24 protein-coding genes are annotated in these 25,736 nt (G+C 41.7%); 11 read left to right on the forward strand and 13 right to left on the reverse strand.

The features are described 5' to 3' along the window. Positions 1-440 precede the first annotated feature (440 nt). The 7 genes from secA to A7968_RS17210 all read left to right on the forward strand — a co-directional run bounded on the left by secA (position 441) and on the right by A7968_RS17210 (position 11,464). Positions 441-3,149, forward strand: a complete 2,709-nt coding sequence (gene secA, locus A7968_RS17180; protein WP_064667802.1) for a preprotein translocase subunit SecA — start codon at positions 441-443, stop codon at positions 3,147-3,149. A 587-nt stretch (positions 3,150-3,736) separates the two neighbouring features. Next, the gene (mutT, locus tag A7968_RS17185; RefSeq protein ID WP_064667803.1) at positions 3,737-4,132 is read left to right on the forward strand and encodes an 8-oxo-dGTP diphosphatase MutT; all 396 of its coding nucleotides are present in this window, start codon (positions 3,737-3,739) and stop codon (positions 4,130-4,132) included. A 238-nt stretch (positions 4,133-4,370) separates the two neighbouring features. Then, complete coding sequence (locus A7968_RS17190; RefSeq protein ID WP_064667804.1) at positions 4,371-4,826, forward strand: REP-associated tyrosine transposase; 456 nt, start codon at positions 4,371-4,373, stop codon at positions 4,824-4,826. 475 nt (positions 4,827-5,301) lie between these two features. Further along, positions 5,302-7,374, forward strand: coding sequence for a M13 family metallopeptidase (locus A7968_RS17195; protein ID WP_064667805.1), 2,073 nt, complete (start codon positions 5,302-5,304; stop codon positions 7,372-7,374). A gap of 444 nt (positions 7,375-7,818) precedes the next feature. Beyond that, positions 7,819-8,700, forward strand: a complete 882-nt coding sequence (locus tag A7968_RS17200; protein WP_064667806.1) for a nucleotidyltransferase family protein — start codon at positions 7,819-7,821, stop codon at positions 8,698-8,700. A 49-nt stretch (positions 8,701-8,749) separates the two neighbouring features. Next, positions 8,750-9,823, forward strand: coding sequence for a phosphotransferase enzyme family protein (locus tag A7968_RS17205; protein ID WP_064667928.1), 1,074 nt, complete (start codon positions 8,750-8,752; stop codon positions 9,821-9,823). 270 nt (positions 9,824-10,093) lie between these two features. After that, positions 10,094-11,464, forward strand: a complete 1,371-nt coding sequence (locus A7968_RS17210; protein WP_064667807.1) for a Gfo/Idh/MocA family protein — start codon at positions 10,094-10,096, stop codon at positions 11,462-11,464. 583 nt (positions 11,465-12,047) lie between these two features. Here the strand turns inward: A7968_RS17210 and yjgA are convergent. Then, the gene (gene yjgA / locus A7968_RS17215) at positions 12,048-12,575 is read right to left on the reverse strand and encodes a ribosome biogenesis factor YjgA (RefSeq protein ID WP_064667808.1); all 528 of its coding nucleotides are present in this window, start codon (positions 12,573-12,575) and stop codon (positions 12,048-12,050) included. 145 nt (positions 12,576-12,720) lie between these two features. On the opposite strand from yjgA, the gene pmbA reads away from it, so the two are divergent. Both pmbA and A7968_RS17225 read left to right on the forward strand, forming a co-directional pair. Then, positions 12,721-14,070, forward strand: a complete 1,350-nt coding sequence (gene pmbA / locus A7968_RS17220) for a metalloprotease PmbA (RefSeq protein ID WP_064667809.1) — start codon at positions 12,721-12,723, stop codon at positions 14,068-14,070. Positions 14,071-14,445: 375 nt separating this feature from the next. Next, positions 14,446-14,862, forward strand: a complete 417-nt coding sequence (locus tag A7968_RS17225) for a VOC family protein (protein ID WP_064667810.1) — start codon at positions 14,446-14,448, stop codon at positions 14,860-14,862. Between the two features lie 170 nt (positions 14,863-15,032). Here A7968_RS17225 and A7968_RS17230 read toward each other — a convergent pair whose 3' ends face one another. Beyond that, positions 15,033-15,689: a LiaF domain-containing protein gene (locus A7968_RS17230; protein ID WP_064667811.1), complete on the reverse strand. Its 657-nt coding sequence runs from the start codon at positions 15,687-15,689 to the stop codon at positions 15,033-15,035. Positions 15,690-16,032: 343 nt separating this feature from the next. Here A7968_RS17230 and A7968_RS17235 point away from each other — a divergent pair, with 343 nt between their 5' ends. Continuing rightward, a complete protein-coding gene (locus A7968_RS17235; RefSeq protein ID WP_064667812.1) occupies positions 16,033-16,596 on the forward strand; it encodes a BON domain-containing protein in 564 nt (187 codons plus the stop codon). A gap of 64 nt (positions 16,597-16,660) precedes the next feature. After that, a complete protein-coding gene (locus A7968_RS17240) occupies positions 16,661-16,819 on the forward strand; it encodes a YqaE/Pmp3 family membrane protein (protein ID WP_064667813.1) in 159 nt (52 codons plus the stop codon). Between the two features lie 603 nt (positions 16,820-17,422). On the opposite strand, the gene mgtE is transcribed toward A7968_RS17240, so the two are convergent. From mgtE to A7968_RS17295, 11 genes are all read right to left on the reverse strand, one after another. After that, the gene (gene mgtE, locus A7968_RS17245; RefSeq protein WP_064667814.1) at positions 17,423-18,781 is read right to left on the reverse strand and encodes a magnesium transporter; all 1,359 of its coding nucleotides are present in this window, start codon (positions 18,779-18,781) and stop codon (positions 17,423-17,425) included. 118 nt (positions 18,782-18,899) lie between these two features. Further along, positions 18,900-19,172: an HPr family phosphocarrier protein gene (locus A7968_RS17250; RefSeq protein WP_064667815.1), complete on the reverse strand. Its 273-nt coding sequence runs from the start codon at positions 19,170-19,172 to the stop codon at positions 18,900-18,902. A 28-nt stretch (positions 19,173-19,200) separates the two neighbouring features. After that, positions 19,201-20,043, reverse strand: coding sequence for an RNase adapter RapZ (gene rapZ / locus A7968_RS17255; protein ID WP_064667816.1), 843 nt, complete (start codon positions 20,041-20,043; stop codon positions 19,201-19,203). Between the two features lie 20 nt (positions 20,044-20,063). Continuing rightward, positions 20,064-20,516 (reverse strand): PTS IIA-like nitrogen regulatory protein PtsN, encoded by a 453-nt coding sequence (gene ptsN / locus A7968_RS17260; RefSeq protein WP_064667817.1) that lies wholly within the window; start codon positions 20,514-20,516, stop codon positions 20,064-20,066. A gap of 4 nt (positions 20,517-20,520) precedes the next feature. Then, positions 20,521-20,808, reverse strand: coding sequence for a ribosome hibernation promoting factor (gene hpf, locus A7968_RS17265; RefSeq protein WP_016710074.1), 288 nt, complete (start codon positions 20,806-20,808; stop codon positions 20,521-20,523). A 28-nt stretch (positions 20,809-20,836) separates the two neighbouring features. Next, the gene (locus A7968_RS17270; RefSeq protein ID WP_064667818.1) at positions 20,837-22,333 is read right to left on the reverse strand and encodes an RNA polymerase factor sigma-54; all 1,497 of its coding nucleotides are present in this window, start codon (positions 22,331-22,333) and stop codon (positions 20,837-20,839) included. 66 nt (positions 22,334-22,399) lie between these two features. Continuing rightward, a complete protein-coding gene (lptB, locus tag A7968_RS17275) occupies positions 22,400-23,125 on the reverse strand; it encodes an LPS export ABC transporter ATP-binding protein (protein WP_064667819.1) in 726 nt (241 codons plus the stop codon). Beyond that, the gene (gene lptA, locus A7968_RS17280; RefSeq protein WP_064667820.1) at positions 23,122-23,655 is read right to left on the reverse strand and encodes a lipopolysaccharide transport periplasmic protein LptA; all 534 of its coding nucleotides are present in this window, start codon (positions 23,653-23,655) and stop codon (positions 23,122-23,124) included. The genes lptB and lptA overlap by 4 nt, the downstream gene beginning before the upstream one ends. Beyond that, entirely contained in the window at positions 23,645-24,199 is a 555-nt protein-coding gene (lptC, locus tag A7968_RS17285; RefSeq protein WP_064667821.1) for an LPS export ABC transporter periplasmic protein LptC, read from the reverse strand. Before lptC ends, lptA begins: the two co-directional genes overlap by 11 nt. After that, on the reverse strand, positions 24,196-24,747 hold the full coding sequence (gene kdsC / locus A7968_RS17290; RefSeq protein WP_064667822.1) for a 3-deoxy-manno-octulosonate-8-phosphatase KdsC: 552 nt from the start codon (positions 24,745-24,747) through the stop codon (positions 24,196-24,198). The genes lptC and kdsC overlap by 4 nt, the downstream gene beginning before the upstream one ends. Then, positions 24,747-25,718 (reverse strand): KpsF/GutQ family sugar-phosphate isomerase, encoded by a 972-nt coding sequence (locus A7968_RS17295; protein WP_064667823.1) that lies wholly within the window; start codon positions 25,716-25,718, stop codon positions 24,747-24,749. Before A7968_RS17295 ends, kdsC begins: the two co-directional genes overlap by 1 nt. Between the last annotated feature and the right edge of the window lie 18 nt (positions 25,719-25,736).

Raw genomic sequence — 25,736 nt, forward strand, 5'->3', positions numbered from 1 at the left:
GAACCTAGAACCTAGAACCTAGAACCTAGAACCTAGAACCTAGAACCTAGAACCTAGAACCTAGAACCTAGAACCTAGAACCTAGAACCTAGAACCTAGAACCTAGAACCTAGAACCTAGAACCTAAGTTTGTTTTCACCTCTTGATTTTTTATCATCCACCACCATATCTTCAGAGTTAATGACGTTTCACAGTCTTAAATTAAAGTAATGTTTACGGCTTGTTGTAAATTTTCTTGCAGAAAACGCATATCTTAACTATGTGATGGTTTGATGTTTCGCATAGTCTGGTATAGTAGCGCACGTATTGAACGCTGCTTTTGCAACGTTCCTCGAAATTGCTAATTAATATGTGCTCAAAGAGTAATCTATTAATTAGTAATTATAAAAATGGGTTAGCTGATAATCGGCTAGCAAAGAACACATTGTAACGGTTTTATCATGATATCTAATTTATTTACCAAGATTTTTGGTAGTCGCAATGACCGCACTATTAAAAATTTAAGAAAGACGGTCGCGCTGATCAACGCGCTTGAAACGCAACTTGAAGCGCTTTCAGACGAAGATTTAAAAGCCAAAACAGCAGATTTTAGAGAGCGTTACGATAACGGACAAAGTCTTGATGACATTTTACCAGAGGCATTTGCCGTGGTACGTGAAGCATCAAAACGTGTAAATGGCATGCGTCACTTTGACGTGCAGCTACTTGGTGGCATGGTATTACACCAAGGCCGTATCGCAGAAATGCGTACCGGTGAGGGTAAAACCCTTACTGCAAGTTTACCGGCATACTTACGCGGTATTACAGGTAAAGGTGTTCACGTTATTACCGTGAATGACTACCTTGCCAAGCGTGATGCCGAAACTAACCGCCCATTATTTGAGTTTTTAGGTTTAACTGTTGGCTGTAATGTACCGGGTATGATGCCGCAACAGAAAAAAGAAGCCTATGCTGCCGATATTACCTACGGTACAAATAACGAATTTGGTTTTGATTACCTACGTGACAACATGGCGTTTAGCATTAACGAGCGCGTACAACGTCCACTTTACTATGCGGTAGTCGATGAAGTTGACTCAATTTTAATTGATGAAGCCCGTACACCACTGATCATTTCCGGCCCCGCTGAAGATAGTTCGCAGCTATATGCTGAAATTAATACCATTGTCCCTTTACTTGAATTACAAGAGAAAGAAGACGAAGAAGGTGTTGAAGGCGATGGCGATTTCACCATTGATGAAAAAGCCAAGCAAGTTCATTTAACGGAACGTGGCCAAATTAAGGTTGAAGAACTGCTAATTGAACGTGGGTTGATTGAAGAAGGCGATTCGCTTTATTCAGCGGCAAGTATTACGCTGCTTAGCCATATTTATGCTGCATTACGTGCCCATAAACTGTATCAAAAAGACATTGATTACGTTGTAAAAGAAAACGAAGTTATCATTGTTGATGAGCACACTGGCCGTACAATGGAAGGCCGTCGTTGGTCTGAAGGTTTACACCAAGCTGTTGAAGCGAAAGAAAATGTAAAAATTCAAAACGAAAACCAAACATTGGCATCCATTACATTCCAAAACTACTTCCGTATTTACGACACCCTTGCCGGTATGACAGGTACTGCTGACACAGAAGCATTTGAGTTTCAGTCAATCTACGGCCTAGACACCGTTGTTATGCCAACTAATAAGCCGATGATCCGTGAAGATCGCGCTGATTTAGTGTATTTAACGCAAGAAGAAAAATACGAAGCTATTTTAATCGACATTAAAGATTGCCAAGAGCGCGGCCAGCCAGTGTTGGTGGGTACCATTTCAATCGAAAGCTCTGAATATTTATCGCAATTCTTACGTAAAGAAAAAATCAAGCACAACGTACTTAATGCTAAATTCCATGCCCAAGAAGCAGATATCGTTGCCGATGCTGGTTTACCAGGCACTGTAACCATCGCAACTAACATGGCCGGTCGTGGTACTGATATCGTGTTAGGCGGTAACTGGAATAGCGAAGTCGAAAAGCTTGAAAACCCAACTGACGAGCAAATCAAAGCGATTAAAGAAGCATGGCAAATTCGCCATGATGCAGTAATTGCCGCTGGTGGTTTACATATTATTGGTACTGAGCGTCATGAATCGCGCCGTATTGATAACCAGCTACGTGGTCGTTCGGGTCGTCAAGGTGATGCGGGTTCAAGCCGTTTTTACTTATCAATGGATGATGCGTTAATGCGTATATTCGCTGGTGAACGCATGACTAATATGATGCGTAAACTGGGTATGCAACGCGGTGAAGCGATTGAGCACCCGTGGGTTAACCGTGCCATTGAAAACGCGCAACGTAAAGTTGAAGCTCGTAACTTTGATGTTCGAAAACAATTACTTGAATACGATGATGTGGCAAACGACCAACGCCGAGTGGTGTACTCGCAACGTAATGAATTGCTTGAAGAAGGCGATATTTCAGAAACGATCATGGTTATTCGTGGTGATGTATTAAATAATACGATTGACCAATACATCGCACCGCAAAGTTTAGCTGAGATGTGGGATATTCCTGGACTTGAAGAACGCTTAAAGCAAGACTTCTTAATTGAGTTACCAATTTCACAGTGGTTAGCTGACGATAACAAGCTTTATGAAGAAAAGTTACGTGAGCGCATTGAAGAAGCGGTTGAACAAGCTTATAAAGATAAAGAGCAGCAAGTTGGTGATTCAGTACTTCGTCAATTTGAGAAAGCGATCATGCTACAAAGCTTGGATCAACATTGGAAAGATCACCTTGCAGCAATGGATCATTTACGCCAAGGTATTCATTTACGTGGTTACGCGCAAAAGAATCCTAAGCAAGAATACAAACGTGAGTCGTTTGAACTGTTCTCAGAAATGCTTGAAAACCTTAAAATTGATGTAGTAAGCATTTTAAGTAAAGTACAAGTACGCGCTGAAGAAGATGTTGAAAAAGTAGAAGAGCAACACCGCAAGAGTGAAAATGCACCGCGCGAATATCAACATGAAGAAGTTGAACACGTAGGCGGCGAAACACCACAAGGTGCTGTTGTATCTGCACGTGTAGAGCCAAAAGTTGGCCGTAATGAACCATGCCCATGCGGCTCTGGTCAAAAGTTTAAACAGTGTTGTGGTAAGTTAAAATAAGCTGTTTTAATACTGAAAAAAGCGACGCCTGCGTCGCTTTTTTTGTTTTTTGGAATGTGGTGAAAGGGTAAAGGTGCTAGGAAGATAAAGGTACTAGGGAAGTGACTAGGTGCTAGTAGCTATGTTTAAAGCGTAGGAGCGGCTTTATGCCGCGCGGTTTAAAATTCATGGCTAAAGCCATTTCCTACGGGATACTCTCTCGTAGGAGCCGCTTTGGCCGCGAAAGATTTTAGTGATTTATTCACAAAGAGGTTAAGAGAGCGCTGCGCTTAAGAGGTAAATAAAGGAGCTAGGGAAAATGGTTAGGAGCGCGTTGCTCGAAGCCCATGGCTTTTGTTTTCTCATTTCCTCTCATTCACTTCTCTTTGTGCAAAATGGTCTTGTTTAGTGGGGTTATGCCGCGAAAGGTTTTTAGTGATTTATTCACAAAGAGGTTAAGAGAGCGCTGCGCTTAAGAGGTAAATAAAAGAGTAGAGGGGTTAGGTGCTAGGAAGATAAAGGTTCTAGGGAAGTGACTAGGTGCTAGCACTTATGTTTTAAAGCGTAGGCGGGGCTTTCTGCCGCGCGGTTTTGATAAAGGTAATATGATGACGAAAAAAATTGTGCATGTTGCGGTGGGGGTTATCAAAGCAGATAACACACTATTTATTTGTAAGCGCCCAGATGACAAACACCAAGGTGGTTTGTGGGAATTCCCAGGTGGTAAAGTAGAAAGCGGTGAAACCGTATTTGCAGCACTTAAACGAGAACTTCAAGAAGAAGTCGGTTTAACAATTAATAGCTCAAGCGAGTTGATGACGATTGAGCATGATTACGGCGATAAGTGCGTAAAACTCGACGTACATTTAGTGACTGACTTTAGCGGCCAAGCCCATGGCGCAGAAGGCCAACAAAGCGCTTGGGTCGCAATTAACCGCTTAGATGAATATAACTTCCCCGCTGCAAACGTAGAAATTATCGAAAAAATAAAAGTGGATGTTTAAATTTACCTAGGCGAGTGGCTTGCCACCGCGTTTCAAAATGTGGCGTGGTGTTTGTGCGTCAGCAAGCTCAACGCCTACGGGTGTTAAGTTGTACTTTGATGTGTAATTTATTACTTGTAGGCGAGTGGCTTGCCACCGCGTTTTAAAATTTCGTGTTTGTTTATTAAGGAAGCTCAATCTCTACTGGAGAGATCTCGATTAAATACTATATTTACTTGTAGTTAATTGAGGGAAAGTAATGGTTGATACTAGTAAGCGGACTAAAGGGCGATACTCGAGAGTTAATCACTATTACTCAGTTACAATTTGTACTGAAAATAGAGTGCAGCTTTTTTGTGATTTTGATAGTAGTTGTTTAATTATGAGGGAGTTACATTTTTTTTCGCATTCGGGAAACCTTAGGACAATTTGTTTTACATTAATGCCTGATCACTTGCATTGGCTATTCCAGCTTAGAAATACTGATGATCTATCCAAAGTTATTGGTCAATTTAAAAGTATTACTACGATTAAATTGAACCGTTATTTACTTTCTAGCGGAAAAATTTGGCAAGCTAACTTTTATGATCACAAGCTTAGAACTGATGAAGACTTACTTAACCAAGCTAGGTATATAGTTGCAAACCCGCTTAGGGCTGGCTTGGTTAAAAGTGTAGGTGATTATCCATTTTGGAATTGTGTATATTTAAATTAACCTCACTTCTTCTAATCTATTTTTTATTTTCTTCTGCATTTTAAATGTGGTGTTTGTGCGTCAGCAAGCTCAACGCCTACGGGTGTTAAGTTGTACTTTGATGTGTAATTTATTACTTGTAGGCGAGTGGCTTGCCACCGCGTTTCAAAATGTGGCGTGGTGTTTGTGCGTCAGCAAGCTTAACGCCTACGGGAGTTAAGTTGTACTTTGATGTTTAATTAATCACTTGTAGGCGAGTGGCTTGCCACCGTTTAAATGTGTTGTGGCCTTTTGCGTCAGCAAGCTTAACGCCTACGGAGTTTAATCGCTCTATTGGAGCGACTGATAAACTTTGTTACATATTAAAAATGGCTGTTTGGGCTTATCGGTTTATTGTTGCATGGAACAGGTTTAAGATGGGTGCAACGAATATTCTATTTAAGAGCCTTATTTGAGTGGCTGAGTATTCAAACCATAACTAACAAACGAGACAATCATGAAAAAAGTAACGCTTACTGCGGCAAGTATTGCACTTGCTTTGGGATTAGTCGGTTGCGGCGAACAACAAGAACAAGCTAAAGCACCAGAAACGGTAGCTGCAAGCGCACCGGTAGAACAGCTCAATTCTGGTATTGAACTAGCTAATATGGACAAGTCTGTCCGTGCTCAAGATGATTTTTATTATCACGTAAATGGCCAATGGTTGGTGACGACTGAAATCCCGGGTGATAAATCAAACTATGGCTCGTTCTCACAGTTATATGATGATTCGCAAGAAGCGATGAAAATAGTGCTAGAAAAAGCGGCTGCGAATACGGCGGTTAAAGAGGGTACTGATGAATATAAGCTGGGTGCTTTTTTCAAAAGTTACATGAATCAAGATAAACGTAATGAGCTAGGTATTACACCGCTAAATGCACCTTTAGCAGCTATAGATGAGGTAAAAAACAAGTCTGATTTAGTGGCGCTAATGGCGAAAGTTCGCATGCAAGGTGGCGCAGTACCATTTGGTTGGTATGTAAATAATGATGCTAAAAACTCTAGCGAGAATGCATTGTATGCATATCAATCAGGCCTTGGTTTACCTGATCGTGATTACTATTTAAAAGACGATGAAAAGTTCACTAAAATTCGTGCGCAGTACCAAGTTTATGTAGCTGATATTTTAAAACATGCTGGTGTTGAAAAGGCAGATGAAGCAGCTAAAGCGATTATAGCGCTGGAGACCAGTATTGCAGATGCGCAGTGGACACGTGTTGAAAGCCGCGACGCTACCAAATCTTATAATAAAATGAGTGTAGCGGATGCTAACAAGTTGACCGGTGAGTTTGACCTTGCTGAATATTTTAAAGCGTCTGGTGTGAATGTAGAAGATATTATCGTTAGCCAGCCTAGCTACTTTGAAAAATTTGCAGATATCTATAAAACGACCGATTTAGCAACGTGGCAACAGTATTTAAAATTTCACTTAGTAAGCAATTATGCTGGCGTATTAAATAAAGAGTTGGTTGATTTAAACTTTAACTTTTATAGCACTACATTACGTGGCGTTGAAGAACAAGCACCTCTTTGGAAGCAAGCTGTAGATGCATCAAATGAAGTGTTAGGTGAAATATTAGGTAAAGTATACGTTAAAGAAAACTTCCCACCAGAAGCTAAAGCGCGCATGGAAGAGTTAGTTGATAACGTGATCAAAGGTTATGGGGTTGCGATTGAAAACCTCGAGTGGATGAGCCCAGAAACCAAGCTTGCTGCGAAAGAAAAACTCGATAAATTTACACCAAAAATCGGCTACCCTGATAACTGGAAAGATTACTCACAGTTAAGCATTAATGCTGATGATTTGGTGGGTAACTATATTCGCCATAGCGAGTGGGCTTATGCGGATATGATTGACAAGCTAGGTAAGCCCGTTGATCGTTCTGAGTGGCATATGACACCACAAACAGTGAACGCTTACTATAATCCTGTGAATAACGAAATTGTATTTCCAGCAGCCATTTTGCAACCACCATTTTTTAACTTAGAAGCAGATGATGCGGTTAACTACGGTGCAATTGGTGCAGTAATTGGTCATGAGTTAGGCCATGGTTTTGATGACCAAGGTGCTAAGTATGATGGTGATGGTAATTTACGTGACTGGTGGAGTGAGTCAGACTTGAAACAGTTTGAAGCACGTACCGGTCAGTTAGTTTCACAGTACAACGAGTACCAACCGTTTGCAGATGCAAGCGTTAATGGCGAATTAACCTTAGGTGAAAACATTGGTGACTTAGGTGGCCTTACAGTTGCCTTTACTGCTTATCAACTATCCCTTGGCGGTGATAAAGCGCCTGTGATTGACGGTTATACGGGGGAGCAACGTTTCTTTATGGGTTGGTCGCAAATTTGGCGTCGTAAATACCGTGACGAAGAACTACGTAACCGCCTAATGACAGACCCTCATTCACCAAGCCATTACCGCGTGATTGGTATCTTGTCGAATATGCCTGAGTTTTATCAAGCATTTGACGTTAAAGAAGGCGACAAAATGTATATCAAACCAGCCGACCGCGTAAAAATTTGGTAATTAATTTTTATTAGTTTGCTGATTAAACGGTGGCTCAGGCCACCGTTTTTGTTTTTAGGGAAGTAAAAGGTTAAAGAGAAAGGGGCTAGGTTCTAGGGAAGTGACTAGGAGCGCGTTGCTCGAAGCTCATGGCATTTACCCTCATTGTCTTCTCTTTGTGCAAAATGGTCTTATTAGCGGGGTTATGCCGAGCTCTAAAATGTGGCTCGGAGTTTGTGCGTCAGCAAGCTCAACGCCTACGGGTTTTAAATTTTACTTTGATGTTTCATTAATTACTTGTAGGCGAGTGGCTTGCCACCGCGAAAGGTTAAAAAAGGTGCTAGGTGATAGAGAAGTGACTAGGAGCTAGGCTAGAACCTATCGACTAAGACCTAGATCCTATAGCTAGATCTCACTTTTAAAACTGGTACACTCTGGTTTATTAGCGGTAAAAGCGGTTTAAAAATGAAAACTAAAAAACATCACTTAAGTTTAGTGGTTCTGGCTGGTGGGCTGGGCTCACGTTTTGGTGGTAATAAACAAATAGCTGAAATTGCCGGTCTTGGTTGTACCATAATGGAACTCAGTATTGCAGATGCCGTTGCCGCAGGGGTTACTCAAGTGGTATTAGTGATCAACCAAGCGGTGAGAAGTGAGATTGAGCATGTTATTTTACCGCGTTTACCTGTGGGTATAGAGGTTGTGCTTGTGGAGCAACGCATTGACTTAGTGCCCGAGCAATTTCAAGCTTTAGTGCAACAGCGAGAAAAGCCTTGGGGAACAGGTCATGCTTTATTGTGTGCTAAAGAGCATGTTCATAATCCAGCCATCGTTATTACTGCGGATGATTACTATGGCGCGTCGTCGTTTTTATTACTTGCAGATCATTTTAAAAGTAACAATAGTTGGGCTATGGTTGGGTATCCAATTATTGATACCTTATCAGAGCAAGGGGGCGTGAATAGGGGCGTATGCCAGGTTAAAAATAACCAATTAGTTGATGTTGTTGAGTATTTAAATATTCAGAACGAGAACGGTCAAATAATAGGCGACAACCCACAGGGGAGACGTGAGGTGATCGCTGCGGATGCATTAGGGTCAATGAGTTTTTGGGCCATTACACCTGCATTATTTGACTCACTTGAAGCCGGTTTTTTGGCGTTTCTGCAAAAATATGACAACGGTGTCAGATTGGAGTATTATTTACCGGATCAAATTCAACATGCGATCACATCTAATCAGCAAATAGTTACTATTTATACTGCTAAAGAGTCATGGTATGGAGTAACCTATAAATCAGAATTACAGGATGTTACAGGTAAATTATATGAATTACGTCATGGATGAAACAGCCCCGATCTTGCCTTTTCCCGGGCACAATAATAGCGAAGTAAGTATGAAGTCAAATTCCATTGCGGTTCACTTATCTGAAAGTTTTGGCCTTGGTAATGAAGAAGTCAGTTTGAAACCAATTGGTAGTGGTCACATTAATACTACTATGTTATTGACGGCACCCAAAAAATCATTAGTCGTACAAAAGCTGAATACTGAGGTTTTTCCTGAGCCTGATATGCTGGTAAAAAATGCCCGCTTAATTGAACGTCATTTAACTAAAAAGCATCAGTCGGGTGATTATGACTTAGCGATTATTCGCCATGTTCCGACCGTTGAAAATGGTTATTTAGTTGATTGTGATGATGGTGTTTGGCGTGCACTCGAATTTATTGGCGGCAGTTATAGTGAAGATGTTGTGTTAAATACTTCACAAGCACAAACTGCAGCCAATGCATTTGGCCAATTTGCTGTTGCCTTGGAAGATTTTGATGCCAAGCAATTGCATCATGTCATTCCTGATTTTCATAATTTGGCGATGCGTGCTGAAAAACTCAAAGCAGTGGTTGCAAGCGATCCGGTTAAGCGTTTAGCAAGTTGCCAAGCTGAAGTCGATTTTTGTTTTGCACAGTTTGGACTCATTGATGAGCTTAAATTGTTAGCAGGCAATGTACCGGTTAGACCTTGCCATAATGATACTAAAATCAATAATATGTTGTTCTGCAATAAGTCACATGATGCCAAAGCAGTGATTGATTTAGACACCTGTATGCCAGGTTATTGGTTATATGACTTTGGTGATATGGTGCGTACCTTCTGTTCACCAGAGCAAGAAGATTCAACTAATTTAGATAACGTTTGTGTTCGCGAAGAAATTTTTGCGGCTGTAGTGAAAGGCTATGTCGAGCCTTTGAAAGATTTGATCACCGAGCAAGAAAAACAAAGCTTTTGGCTGGGTGCTAAGGTTATGACCTTTATGATTGGTTTGCGCTTTTTAACCGATTACATTGATGGCGATCATTACTTTGCTACTAAGCATGCTAACCATAATTTAGAACGTGCGCAAAATCAGTTTGCTTTATATCGTGATATTCTCGCCAAAAAGAGCACACTGAAAGCCATTTTAAGAGACGTGTAATAAAGGTTAAAGGTTAAAGGTGCTAGGAAGATAAAGGTACTAGGGAAGTTACTAGGACCTAGCGCCTAAAAAACCTAGCACCTATGTTTTAAAGCGTAGGCGCGGCTTTGCGCCGCGAGGTTTATAAAATTCATGGTTAAAGCCATTTCCTACGTCGGCAGTTACGGTTAATGCTAGCCCCTGCTTTTCCTCTGTTATCTATCCTTATCTACTTTACCTGATCTTCTGTTTTAGGTAACTTGCAGTTAAGTAAATCCAAGGATAATAAGAATGAAGCAGTTTAATCGTCGAGATTTTTTAAAAGCCGCCAGTGCAGCGGCTGCAGCTAGTGTGGTTGCAGGCTGTGCAAGTGGCGCTAATGGCAGTGCTATTGCTCCTATGCAACAAGGGCAATCGGTAATTGGCCTGATTGCACCAAAAATGGATGTAGTACGAGTTGGTTTTATTGGTGTTGGCCAGCGAGGCTTTGGCCATGTAAAGCACATGAGTCATATTGCTGGCACTGAAATCAAAGCAATTTGTGACACTCATAATGAAGTATTAGAACAATCTGCAAAATACCTTACCGATAAAGGGCTGGTAAAGCCTGCTCTGTATACGGGGTCAGATAACGCTTATCAAGAGATGCTTAATCGTGATGATATCGACATTGTAATCATCTCGACTCCGTGGGCATGGCATGCGCCTATGGCGATAGATACCATGAACAGTGGTAAGCATGCTTTTGTTGAAGTGCCGTTAGCACTCACAGTGGAAGAAATGTGGCAAATTGTTGATACCGCAGAGCGTACTCAGAAAAACTGTATGATGATGGAAAACGTCAATTATGGTCGTGATGAATTGATGGTATTGAATATGGTTCGCCAAGGCGTGTTTGGTGAGCTGTTACACGGTGAAGCTGCGTATATTCATGAGTTACGCTGGCAAATGAAAGAGATTGAACATAAAACCGGCTCGTGGCGCACAGCTTGGCATGCAAAACGTGATGGAAATTTGTATCCCACTCATGGCTTAGGTCCTGTGTCGCAATATATGAATATTAACCGTGGCGACCGCTTTGACTTTTTAACCTCGATGAGCTCGCCGGCGTTGGGCCGAAGTGCTTATGCGAAGAAAGAATTCCCAGCCGATCATCAACGTAATCAGCTTAATTATATTGCTGGTGATATGAACACCACGCTCATAAAAACAGTCAAAGGCCGTAGTATTATGGTTCAACATGATACCACCACGCCAAGACCTTACTCGCGTCATAATTTAATTCAAGGCACTAATGGGGTGTTTGCCGGTTTTCCAAATCGTATCGCCTTAGAAAATGGTGGCTCGAAAAGCTTCCATGAGTGGGATTACGAAATGGCTGATTGGTATAAAAAATATGATCATCCTCTGTGGCTGAAAATGGGCGAAGAAGCACAGCGTAATGGCGGTCACGGTGGTATGGACTTCTTAATGTTTTGGCGGATGATTTATTGCCTGCGCAATGGTGAAGCGCTCGATCAGGATGTATACGATGGCGCCGCTTGGTCTGTGATATCGCCGTTATCAGCAGAGTCAGTGAGTAACCGTAGTGCATCAATTGATATTCCCGATTTTACCCGCGGGGCGTGGCAAAGTGCCAAACCGCTAGGGATAGTTGGTTGAGGATAGGGGTTCTAGGGAAGTGACTAGGTTCTAGGAGCTAGGTTAAAGTTAGCATCGGTGTTTGGGTTTATTGTAGTCGGGGCTTTATGCCGCGCAAGCCACGAGCCACGAGCGTCGGGCTGCGCGAGGTAAACTCGAGCCTACGGGGTGGCATCGGTGTTTGGATTTGCGTAGGCGCGGCTTTATGCCGCGCAAGCTTATAAGTGACTTATTCACAAAGAGGTTAAGAGGCGCTGCGCTTAAGAGGTAAATAAAGGGATTAGGCACTAGATAAGTGACAAGGTACTGGGCTTTACCTTGCCTTCTCGGTGTAGCGCGAAGCGCCTCAGTGCTCTCGGTAGTAAAGTTTTTTAGTAAATTATTCACCACAGAGGAAGAGATTAAAGGAACAAAGTTCAGTTGGGGTTATGCCGCGCGGCTGACAAAATTCATGGCTACAGCCATTTCCTACCTCGTGAGGATAAGATTGGTATTTTCTGAAGGTTACGTGAAGGTATTACAGATGACTAAACGGTAATTGCCTATAAATAGCGAGTGTTTATACTCAGGCTGTATATAGGCAATTTATTACATTACATGTAGCTTATCGCATGATGCTTTCTTTAAGGTACTGAAATAGCTCTTTGTAGCCTTTAGCTGGCTTTTCAATTTTCACTTCTTTTGCAGCATTACGAATTAATTGTCGTAATTTTTGACGATCAATGGCTGGGTGTTGCTCTACGGTTTGGTTTACTAGATCATCACCTTGGGCAATTAAATCATCACGCAGTTGCTCAATTTTTTTAATCAATACTTCTGCTTGATTATTTTTATTAAGCATAACGTCGATAATAGCGTTGATCTCATCGATATTTTCCACAGTTCGCAACGTTTTTGCGATGTAATTTAAGTGACGACGGTATGCATCACTTTTGTTACTGATTTTGTCAGCAACAACCATTGCCGCTTTTAAATCGTCATTTAAGGGTAAGCGCTCGCGCTGTTTTTTCCCCATTTTGGCAATTTCAGCACCTAACTGATGAAACTCTTGCGCTTCGCGCTTTAGCTCACTTTTTGATATATAGATAATTTCTTCTTCAATTTCAGCAGGCTTGCCTTTTTTCTTCGCCATGAGGGACTCATATGATAACGTTAACTGTGTTTATTATACTTGATTCTTTTAATGATTAATATTAGCTGATGCAATGCAGTGAGTGTGTTAGCATTTAAGTATTATGATTGCGCCCGCAAAACGCTCTAAGCTCAGGACTAAAAAGATGAAAAGCCAACAGCAAGATCCTATTTATACGCAAATTTCTCAAATTAAAGATGCCGTTGCCGAAGTGTTAGAACACGCTAAAAAACTCGGCGCTACGGGCGCTGAAGCCGCGATGTCGAGCACCTCTGGTTTATCTGTCAGTACGCGCATGGGGGAAGTCGAAACAATCGAATTTAACCAAGATGGCGGCTTAGGGATCAGCGTCTATGTTGGTAATCATAAAGGCTCAGCGTCAACCGCTGACTTAAACCCGAAAACGTTACGCACAGTGGTTGAAAAAGCCATTGATATTGCTAAATTTACCTCAGATGATCCGCACAATGGTGTTGCTGATAAAGCATTACTTGAGTTTGCTCCACTTGATTTAGATTTATATCATCCATGGGATGTTAGCCCTGAGCAAGGTATTGAGCTTTGCCATGCTGCAGAGCAAGCAGCGCTTAATGCTGATGCACGTATTGTAAATTCTGATGGTGCGAGTTTCTCATCACATCAAGGTTTGCGAGTGTATGGTAATAGCCATGGTTTAATTACCGGTTACCCACGCACGCGCCACAGCATTAGTACTATGGTGATTGGTAAAGACGGCGAGCAAATGCAGCGAGATTCGGCCTATACCGTTGCGCGTGACCAAGCTGGATTAAATGATGCGGCAGCGGTTGGACTTGAAGCCGCTCATGAAACGTTAGCAAAACTTAATAGCCAAAAGCTAGGCACCATGAAAGTGCCTGTTGTGTTTCGTGCTGATATTGCCAATTCTTTATTTGGCCATTTGGTATCGGCAATTGGTGGTGGTGCGCTATATCGTAAATCGAGCTTTTTACTCGATAGCCTTGGCAACCAAGTATTCAATAATTGCGTTAATATTGCAGAGCGCCCGCATATATTAAAAGGCTTAGCGTCTTCACCTTTTGACAGTGAAGGGGTGAAAACCATTGACCGCGAAATTATCCAAGGTGGCGAGTTACAAACATATCTATTAGCAAGCTACGCAGCGCGTAAAATGAATATGACACCAACCGGCCATGCTGGTGGCATTCATAACTGGCTAGTTGAGCAAACTCACGCTGATTTAGCTGCGTTGTTAAAAACAATGGGTACCGGTTTATTGGTCACTGAGTTAATGGGCCAAGGCGTTAATACCGTTACGGGTGATTACTCGCGAGGCGCAGCTGGTTTTTGGGTTGAAAATGGTGAGATAAAATACCCAGTAAGCGAGATTACCATTGCAGGTAAGCTGCAAGATATGTTTAAAGGCATCAGCGGCATAGGTGGCGACATAGAGCGTCGCGGTGGTATTCAAACCGGCTCTGTATTGATTGAACAAATGCAGATTGCGGGAAGTTAGGTTAAAGTCATAAGCTATAAGTTTTAAGTTTTGATCGGTGTTTTAATTTGCGTAGGCGCGGCTTTATGCCGCGCGGTTGTAATATCTTCTCGGTGTAGCGCGAAGCGCCTCTGTGCTCTCGGTGGTAAAGTTTTTTAGTAAATTATTCACCGCAGAGGACACAGAGTTCACAGAGGAAGAGATTAAAGGAACAAGTTCACCGCGCAAATTTTTTTAAAGGCACTAGGTTCAAGGAAAGAGACTCGGTGCTGCCCTAAAACCTAGCGCCTCTATCCTAATACCTTTCACTTCTAAACTTTTTATAAAAAACACTTTACCTCAATATTACTTGAGGTTTTATTGTGGCTTTAATTACTTATATAAAGGAACTTAATTATGTATTTAGAGCACGTGAACTTGGTCGTTGATGATGTTGAAGCTATGCTGCATTTTTATAAGGCGGCGTTTCCGCACTGGTCTATAAGAAGTCAAGGCGAAGGGGAGTGGTACGGTAAACCACGAAAATGGTTGCACTTTGGCGATGACTTTCAGTATTTAGCATTGAGTGATCATGGTGAACAACACAACCGTGATTTAACTGGGCACCAAATTGGTTTGGCGCATTTTGCCTATGTTACAAATAATATTGCAGCGGTTATTTCGCGTTTAGAAAACGCAGGTTACAGTATTGATAAGCCTGGTGCGGTAAATCCATTTCGCAAAAATGTCTATTTTATTGACCCAGCAGGGTTTGAAGTTGAGTTTGTTGAGTATTTAAGCGATATACCCAATGAGCGCAATAACGATTTATAAAATCGCGTCAGCAAGCTTAACGCCTACGGGTGTAAACGGTTAATTTCAGTGTTTAATTACTCACTTGTAGGCGAGTGGCTTGCCACCGCAATATTCAATATTGTTTCGGTGTTTTTTGCGTCAGCAAGCTTAACGCCTATAGGTGTTAAGCTTTAACTGTGTTTTACCCACTAATGTTTATTCATATCTTGCCAGCTGGTTTTAAGGCTGTTGGCAAAAGAGACAAACTTTTCCTTAATGGTTCGTTTGATTTTAATTTCTACAGATCCAAGCACCACTTTACCTTCGATAGTAATGGTTGGCCCTTGCTGCTTGTTCAGTGACACCGATTTGTTTTCAACACTGCCAATAATACTGAATAGTTTTGATACGACATTGACGTGCTCTGGTACGTAAATTTGATCACTGCCAAGCAAGCAATTAACATGCAGGGTGATATTTTGATGCTGAAATATGGCATCAGTAAAATCAAGTTCAATAGAACCCAGTAAGTTAGTAAGATGAATTTCTTTTGGCACTACCCATTGTCCACTGCGCTCGTTTGAGCCCAAAATACTACGAAGATGCAATGCTTCATCGCCGCTTTTATTACTATAGTTTGGGCTAAACTGTGCACGCTTTTCCGACTGGTAACTACTATCGGTAGTGAGTTCAAGATCACTAACCAAATCAATTAAGCTTTGGTTATTTTTTGCTTCCATTGCTTGGTCTAATCGTCGCTCAAATGCCTCGGCTGAAATAACTGCATGACTGTAGTTATAAATTAATTGATCAATAACTTGTTCGCGCACTTGCTCAATTGGGCGATCTTCTAGTTTTACAGTCATGGCGTATTCCTTATAAGTGATGCTGTTGGTGTATATGTACGATTACTTTGTAATGCTGTAACTAAAGCAAGGCTTAGGCCATTATTTAATTCATTAATAATCAGTTATTTAGGTTTTATGCTGTTGAATGAGTTTGTTATATTAACGACAGATTAACGAATAATGCTATTAAATAGTTAATTTTGCAACGACCAGAATAAATTACCGAGCAGTCGGTAAATTCTTACCAAGCTAAAATGCAAGATTATATAGATTTAAATTTAAGTGTTTGATTTTAAATTATTTTAAAGTTGGCCTGATGTTCGCATTAATCATATTGTCTTTAATCAAAAGGAGAAAGATTATGAAAACATTTAACAAATCAATTATCGCTGCGTTAGTTCTTGGTACTACTGCTATGGGTGCTCAAGCAAGTAGCTGGGAAAATGAAAGTAAAGATGCTTGGATTGATGGAAAGGCAGAAACAGTTCTACTAATGAACACAAATCTAAACAACTTTGACATTAACACTGATGTAAAAAATGGCAAGGTAGTACTTACCGGTAAAGTTGAGAGCGATTTAGATAAAGAGCTAGCTGAAGAGCTTGTATTAAGCCTTGATGGCGTAACTGATGTTGATAACAAGCTGACAGTTGTTAAAAATGTTGATACAAAAAACAAGAAAATGAAGTCTGATAGTACTGAAAGTGACTTAACGGACGCTAAAATTACTACTGTTATCACGACTCGATTCTTGTTCAACTCTGAAGTGGGCGGTACCGATATTGATGTAGATACAGATAAAGGTGTGGTAACACTAAATGGTACAGTTGGCTCTGATGCTGAAAAACAACTAGCGGTGAAAATTGCTAAGAATGCTGAAGATGTTCGCGATGTAGTTGATAACTTAACTATTGTAGCTGAATAATCTATAAGCCACGAATGCCCAGCTGTGCTGGGCTTTCTTCTGCAAACTTCAGGGAGTGAGAATAATGGATTTAATACGCATTATATTTTCAGTGCTTATTCCACCACTTGGTGTGTTTTTACAAGTTGGTTTAGGTGCTCAGTTTTGGATTAATATTTTGTTAACATTACTAGGGTATATTCCTGGTCTAATACATGCGATTTATATTATTGCACGTCGTTAGAGTTACAGTGTTAAACGCAACAAGGATGATCTGCCCATTAGATGGCAAGGAGAAACATTATGGATAACGTATTAAGGAAAAACCAGCAAGGAGGCGCAGTAAGCGCAAAGCCACTTTGGACCGCGCAGCAATGGAAACAGTTAATGGATAATGCATCAAAGGAATGAAGCTAAAGCAGCAAGGATTGGGCTTTAATTATAAGGATCATATAAATACAAAAGGATTGGCTTAATGACTAAGCCCACAAGGATGATACAGGTATGATTATCGGATGATAAGTTCACAGCCCACTAGAAGGAATTTACTAGGATGTTAGATACCAAAATTATAAGTGCATGTTGTTCTTTGTATTGAGAGCATGCACTTATAACCCTACCCAAGAATGTTTTACCTCCCATTTATTTATAGTCGTAAACTGGCCCATCACCGCGTTTGAAATGTCGCATGGTGTTTTTGCATCAGTAAGCTTAACGCCTACGGATTGGCATAGGTATTTGGATTTGCGTAGGCGCGGCTTTATGCCGCGCAAATTTATACCATTCATGGCTAAAGCCATTTCCTACGTTACGATGTTAACCTAGAACCTAGAACCTTTATTCCTATCTACACCAACAACCATGTGGCGGTGCCGAGGAAGGCGAAGATGCCGACGATATCTGTAACTGTGGTTAGTACGACACTGCCTGCTAAGGCGGGGTCAATTTTCATTTTCTTCAAAATCAGTGGGATACTTGCACCGGCAATACCTGCGGCGACTAAGTTCATAAACATGGCAAAGGCGAGTACGCCGCCAAGCTTAAAGTCCCATTGCCAAATGGCAACAACACCGGCTATTAAAATTGACCACACCATGCCGTTTATAGCACCGATCGCCAGCTCTTTCATTAGTAAAAAGCGTTGGTTAGTTTGGTTTATGTGACCTACCGCAATACCACGTATTACTAGTGTTAATGTTTGGCTTCCAGCAACACCACCCATTGATGGCACGATACCATTGAGGACTGCAAGTATCGGTAGAATCGCCAAGGTGTTTTCAAAGAAGCTTGCCACAATAGCCGCGAGTAACGCGGTTAATAAGTTAACCCCAAGCCAAACAGAGCGTTTTTTGGAGCTTTTTAATACCGGTGCAAAGGTATCTTCTTCATCATCAAGACCTGCTAAGCTTAATAAGCTGTGCTCTGCATCTTCACGGATAACGTCAACGATATCATCGATGGTGATCCGACCTAGCAGATGGTCGTTATCATCAACAACAGGGGCCGATATCCAGTTATGGCGCTCGAACAATTGCGCTACTTCACTCTCATCCATGGAAATAGGGATTGATTCACAATCTTCATCCATTAATTCGCGAATAATTTTGTCCGGCGAGTTGGTGAGTAGAGTGGTCAGCGACATTGCGCCTAAAAAGCAGTTATGTTTATCAACTACGTAAAGGTCATCGGTGCCCTCTGGTAGCTCGCCACGTAAGCGTAAGTAGCGTAGCACCACGTCAATAGTGACGTCTGGGCGAATGGTTACCGTATCGGTATTCATCAGTGCGCCAGCCGAGCGCTCTTGATAAGAGAGTGCTTGGGTTGCACGTTCGCGGTCTTGACTGTCCATGGCGCTGACGACGTCTTGGTAGACGGTGTCAGGTAAGCTACGTAATACTTCCCCTAAATCATCGTGGCTCATGTCCTCGGTCGCGGCAGCAATGTGCTCCGGTTCCATTTGGGCGATGATCCCTAAGCGAACATCTTCAGAAAGCTCTTCGAGTACGTCACCTTGTACATCTGGATCAACGAGTTGCCATAGTAAGGTACGAATTTTATGCGGGGATGATTCGAGTAGTAACGCCGTGTCACACGGAGCCGTTTTTGCCAACATACGCCTTACTTGAACAAATTGACCACTATTAAGTGACTTGGTCACTTGTTTTAGTTGTTGTAGTGGATAATCTTGTTCAAAAGCTTCTGGCATTGGCGTCCTTAAGTTATTAATACAGTTTATTGGGTAGGCAAGACTTTGATAATTCAGGCTGATTGCTTAAACCAGCAACTTATTCAGTTTAACGCAATTTTGTTGTGCTGACTACGGACTATTCTTGCTCGTTAAAGCGTTGCGCGATGAGCTCGCCAATGGCAGCAAGAGCAGGTTCAGCATCTGGTCCTTCGCAGACTACTTTCACTTCTTTGCCTTGGCTGCTTTCTAATAACATTAGGCCCAGTACGCTATCGCCTGCGGCTTGTTTATCGTCTTGATGAAGCGTGATACTGGCATCAAACTGCACGGCTAATTGTGCTAATACACTGGCTGCACGGGCATGTAAGCCCAGTTTGTTTTTTATTAAAAATGTATCTTCTAAGCGCATCAACATTCCTTACTGTAAGCGTGTGTTGTTATTCTTGCTCGCGGTGGCGAATTTTTACATTGCTGTGGCTCATTGAAAAGCTTTCACCAATGGTTTGCGCTAAATAAACTGAACGATGTTGACCGCCAGTACAACCAATTGCGATTGTGAGATAACTACGGTTGTTTCGCTCTAGATGTGGTAACCAAGTTTGCACAAAGGTTTGGATCTGCCAAGTGAACTTTTGCACGATGCTGTGGCTGGCTAAATAATCTTTTACTGGTTGATCAAGGCCGGTAAGTGGCTTTAACTCAGGTTCCCAATGTGGGTTTGGTAAAAACCGCGCATCAAATACGTAATCGGCCTCTTTTGGAATGCCATACTTAAAGCCAAATGATTCAAAGGTAATGATTAGTTTTTTGTCTTTTTTACCTAAAATTTTCTCACGGATTGACTCTGCCAGCTGGTGGACACTAAGGTCGGTGGTATCCAGCATAAAATCGGCACGAGTTGTTAGCACATCAAGTAATACTTTTTCTTGTTTGATAGCTAAATCGAGCGGCAAAGAATCCAATGATAATGGGTGTAAGCGGCGAGTTTCAGAAAAGCGTTTGATCAGCGTTTGATCATCACAATCTAAATAAAATAATGTTGGATTGGCGAAACCTGGCAAGTATTCAAGAATATCGTTAAATTCTTCTTGTTCTTTCGGTAAATTACGCACATCAATGCTAACTGCAATTTTGTCGTAATTATCAGAAACACTACGCACTAATGAAGGTAATAAGTTTACTGGAATATTATCAACACAATAATAGCCAAGATCTTCGACTACGCGCAGTGCAACAGATTTACCTGAGCCAGAGCGGCCGCTGATGATGATTAACTCCATGTAAACTCTCCTTCATTTGGCTACGACTGCTCAACAATAACGTGGTATAAATCTTGATCTGTTTTTGCACTACGTAATTGTTTGCAAAAATCTTTATCGTTAAGTTTATCAGCAATTGTGGCTAACGTCTTTAAATGAAGTTGGCTATCACCATCTGGTACGATGAGGGCGATAAAGAGATCCACAGGACGGTTATCAATCGCATCAAAATTAATGGGCGTTTCGCTTACTAAAATTATCGCTAGTGGGCTTTCAATACCCGTCATACGGCCATGTGGAATAGCAATACCACGACCAATCCCCGTACTGCCTAGTTTTTCTCTGGCGAGTAATGCATCGAGGATTTCTTGTTGTGATAGCTGAGGAAGTTGTTCATGAGCCAATTGGCTGATAAATTCAATGATCCGTTTTTTGCTATTAAAAAGGACCGCAGCTTTGCTGCAGTCCTGGCAAATAAGTGAGCTTAATTTCATAGTATTAGTGTCGAGCGTGCTTCTCTTTGTGTTTGATTACTTGACGGTCAAGTTTGTCAATTAGTCCGTCAATGGCTGCATACATGTCTTGGTGCTCAGTTGAGGCAAATAATTCAGCGCCACTAACATGTATTGTGGCTTCTGCTTTTTGGCTTAGCTTTTCAACGTCAAGAATAACATGGACATTGTTGATGTGATCAAAATGCCTCTCAAGCTTCGCAAACTTATTGTTTACATAGTCTCTTAATGAATCAGTAATTTCTACGTGACGACCAGTTAAATTTAGTTGCATAAGCATTTTCCTTTTTTGATTTTACGCCTTAAATCAAACTCTTTCTTTGATTTGACGGTGGAATAGCCAGTGACTCGCGGTATTTTGCAATAGTCCGTCTAGCTACTTTGATACCTTGCTCTGCCAATATATCTGCAATTTTACTATCACTCAATGGTTTCGCTGAGTTTTCTGCGCTGATCAGTTTTCTGATCAATGCGCGAATTGCGGTAGACGAACATTCACCGCCGTTCTCAGTGCTTACATGACTTGAGAAAAAATATTTTAGCTCAAAAATACCCCGTGGAGTATGCATGTATTTTTGGGTTGTTACGCGAGAAATTGTCGACTCATGCATTTCAACCATTTCAGCAACGTCATTTAGCACCATCGGGCGCATAGCTTCAGGGCCATGTTCAAAGAATCCTTGCTGCTGTTTAACAATGCAGTTGGTTACTTTGAGTAATGTGTCGTTACGACTTTCTAGGCTTTTTATAAACCATTTAGCTTCTTGCAGATGCGAACGAATAAATTGGCTGTCAGTGCTCGATTTAACGGAGCGTGACATGGCCGCATATTGGCTGTTCACTCTAATTTTTGGCATGCTGTCTGGATTAAGTTCAACCACCCAGCGGCCTTTAATTTTTTTCACTGATACATCAGGAATAACGTACTCTGACTCTTCCCGTACTATGGTATCCGCAGGCTTTGGATTGAGACTGTGGATCAGTGTCATGACTTCTTTTAAATCTTCTTCTTTAAGCTTAGTCTTTTTCATCAAAGTGCGATAGTCGCGACTAGCTAATAAATCGATATGATCCGTTAAAATCATTTTTGTCTCTGCAATCCAAGGAGTTGCAGGATCAAATTGATTTAATTGAATACATAAACACTCTTGTAAACTACGCGCGGCAATGCCAACAGGATCAAATAATTGAATGCGCTTTAAAACCGCTTGCACTTCGTCCAGTTCGATTTCTTCTTCGCTGTTGCCTTGATTTAAGCTCTCTACAAGGTCTTCACAGCTGAGTGTTAAAATACCAGAGTCATCAATGGCCTCAACAATGGCAATGGCGATTGCTTCATCGGTTGGGCTAAAGGGCGTTAGCTGTAACTGCCACATTAAATATTCATGCAAGGTCTCTGTTGAGGCGCCTTGATAAATAGATTCATCTTCGGGCATTGGCCCCGATGAACTGTTAGGCGCAGCACTCATGTATTCATCCCAAGTGACGTCCATTGCCATTTCGTCACTGAGGGTTTCTTTACTTAATGCTTCGCTGCTTTCTTGTTCGTATTCGCTAGGCTTGTCGTCCGCTGAGGCACTGACAGTTAAGTCATCGTTGTCTTGTTTTTGTTCGTTTTTGCCAGCAGCATCTTCTGAATATTCATGTTCTTCTAGTTCTAACAACGGATTGCTATCTAGCGCTTCTTGAATTTCTTGCTGGAGATCCAATGTACTGAGCTGCAATAAGCGAATAGCTTGTTGCAGTTGCGGTGTCATTGTAAGTTGCTGGCCCATGCGCAGCTGGAGTGATTGCCTCATGTATCTCTAACAATCCTTTTATTGTTGTCATTGTTAAGTTTAGCAGATGCTTTACCGAGTGTGGCTTTATAGCCTAAATTGCTCACCCAGGTAAACATCGCGAACTGTTTGGTCGGCAAGTACATGCTCAGGTGTGCCTGATGCAATTAACTCCCCATGAGAAACTATGTAGGCTTTTTCACAAACATCAAGGGTTTCTCGTACATTGTGGTCGGTAATAAGTACGCCAATACCACGGTTTTTAAGGTGTTCAATAATCTTCTTTATATCTAACACTGAAATAGGATCAACGCCAGCAAAAGGCTCATCTAGCAGGATAAATTTTGGATTTGCGGCTAAAGCGCGCGCAATTTCAACGCGACGGCGTTCACCACCCGATAACGCCATACCTTGGCTGTCACGAATATGTTGAATGCTAAATTCATCAAGTAAGCTGTCGAGGGCTTCTTCTCTGGCTTGTTTTTTTAGGTCTTTGCGAGTTTCTAAAATCGCCATCAAGTTTTGATACACAGTCAACTTGCGAAATATCGATGACTCCTGAGGCAAGTAACCAATTCCCAAGCGGGCACGGCTATGCATTGGTAGCAGGGTAATGTCATTATCATCAATACTGATTTTACCTTTGTCGCTAGGCACTAAACCGACAATCATGTAAAAAGTGGTGGTTTTACCTGCGCCATTTGGGCCCAGTAAACCAACAATGCTGCCAGCCGTGACTTCTAAACCAACACTTTTGACTACTTGACGACCTTTGTAGCTTTTAGCTAAAAATTCAGCTTTTAATGTACTCATGGCTGACCTTTAGATTTGGTTTTTTTACTGTCTACAGGCACGAGTATGGTGTGTACGCGATCGTCTGAACTAGCGCCTTTTTCAGCACTGATCAGTTGTTGGTCCATGTCGTAGGTAATGCTTTTAGCGTTAATCTTTTGCCCTGCTTGAGTAACCTGTGCGTCACCAATTAGCGTTAAGTAGCGTTTTGCAACGTCGTAACGAACTTCATCTGCGCTGGCGCTCATAATTGTGCCATCGGCTTGTTTTTCTTCAAAATAAGCCGGGCTGCCAGTTGCGACTAGTAGTTGTTTATTATCGCCTAAGTCTTCACGTTTGTGCACTTCAAGGCGATCAGCTTTGATACGACGGTTACCATGAATGATCTCAACATTTTTTTCAAAAATACCGATATTATCTTTCAGTTGCGCAAGCTGCTTGTCTGCACTGATCGATACTTGATCTGCAGGCGGTGAGGCCGTCTCTGCAAAACTTGAAAAGGCTATGAATAAGCTTGGTATAACAAGCAAGTGAGCAAATTTATTGGTCATAATATATGGTTCGCGTATGGTTAATTAGTTCTACCACTTCGGCTTTTAAGTCGGCATGGAGGCCGCGCCCAGTGATCTTTAAATTTGGTCCGATCAATTCTACTGGTTGTTCAGAACTCATGGTTTGCAGTTCAATATCAACCTGAATGTTGTCTGCGTTTATATGTTCAATCATGGCGTTGTTGGTGAGGTTTTTAGCCACCACATTGCCTTCTAAAATTAATTGATGATTTTCATATAAGGTGGCTTCGTCTGCATTAATTTGCCACGTTTGTTGTTGATTATATAAAGTAAAAATAGGTTGCTCAAAGTAAGTGAAACCTAACTGCTGGTACAGCTCCATTTTTGCAGCGGTTACTTTGTGACTAATTTTACCTTGTTCATCAAACGCGGTTTGTTTTAATGCCACCGCTGTGTAATCAGGTTTTGCTATTATATCTTCTTGATTCTGTACTGTGGTTGTAGGCTGATTAAAATAAGGGAACCACAGCCACACCATACAAACGACGAACAATACGCATAATATCAAACGCGCACTATTCATGAGCTGGTTCCTTCGCAGGTTAATGATTTACCATTTTCAAGCATCAGTAAATCAGTTAACTCACGCACTGCACCAAAGCCACCCGGTAACATAGTTGTATAATGTGAAATACGTTTTATGAGTGGATGCGCATCATTTACTGCCACCGCAAACCCCACCAATTCCATCACTGGCATATCAGGACCGTCGTCACCAATGTAGGCAATTTGCTCATCAGTTAACTGCAGTTTATCTTTGAGCTGTTGATAAGCTTGCAACTTATTTTCTTGGCCTTGATAAATATGCGGTACAGTCAGGCTAGTCATTCGTTGCTGAACTATCTGTGAATGACGACCGGTGATCACGGCGACTTCAAAACCACTGTTGATCAAGGCTTTAATGCCAAAGCCGTCTTTGGTATTAAAGGCTTTTAGCTCTTCACCCTGGTTGCCTAAATAAATACGGCCATCTGAAAATACGCCATCAATGTCGCAAATAAGCAGTTTAATTTTCTGTGCGCGGCTGCGTACATCATCACAAAGCGGCTGGTATAAATCAGCAAACTGCATTATAAAACTCCTGCTTTTAGCAAATCCTGCATGTTCAGTGCACCAATAGGATGTTGATTATCATCAATCACAATTAAGCCGTTGATACGCTTATTTTCCATAATGTTGAGTGCCTCTGCGGCGAGCATATCTGCGGTTGCTGTAGTACAAGAACGGGTCATTACAGTGCTTATCAAAGTGCTATGAATATCAACCCGTTGCTCTAAAATACGGCGTAAATCACCGTCAGTAAACAATCCTGCAAGCTGGTTGTTATCATCAACAATAGCGGTCATACCTAAGCCTTTGGCAGACATTTCAATTAACGCATCTTTGATGCATTGTTTGTCATTAATGATAGGTGTTGCATCACCACTGTGCATAATATCTTTTAAGCATAGCAGTAAGCGTTTACCTAAGCTGCCACCTGGGTGTGATAGTGCAAAGTCGTCGGCGGTAAATCCGCGAGTCTCTAGCAGCGCAACAGCGATTGCATCACCCATCGCGAGCGTGGCTGTGGTGCTGGCTGTAGGTGCAAGCCCTAATGGGCAGGCTTCTTGGCTTACTTTAATACATACATGAGCATCCGCCCACTTTGCCATTGACGATGCTGGATTACCGGTCATGGCAATCATTTTTGCGCCAATACGTTTAATAACTGGAATTATATTGAGTACTTCGCTGGTTTCACCTGAGTTGGATAGCAACATGACTACATCATCGCGGGTGATCATCCCTAAATCGCCATGGCTTGCTTCACCAGGATGAACAAAAAACGCTGGTGTACCGGTACTTGCCAATGTTGCAGCAATTTTATTGCCAATATGACCGGATTTTCCCATACCCACTACAATGATCCTGCCATGGCATTGATACATTAGTTGGCAAGCTCGATTAAAGTTTTCGTCTAGGTATTGGACTATCTCAGTCAGTGCTTGGCGCTCGATATCGAGAACCCGCTTACCTTGTTCAATAAAATTTAACTGCGTCATCGTGTTATCCATTTTTGG

The organism is Pseudoalteromonas prydzensis, assembly GCF_001661495.1.
In the GTDB taxonomy this organism is placed as follows: domain Bacteria; phylum Pseudomonadota; class Gammaproteobacteria; order Enterobacterales; family Alteromonadaceae; genus Pseudoalteromonas; species Pseudoalteromonas prydzensis.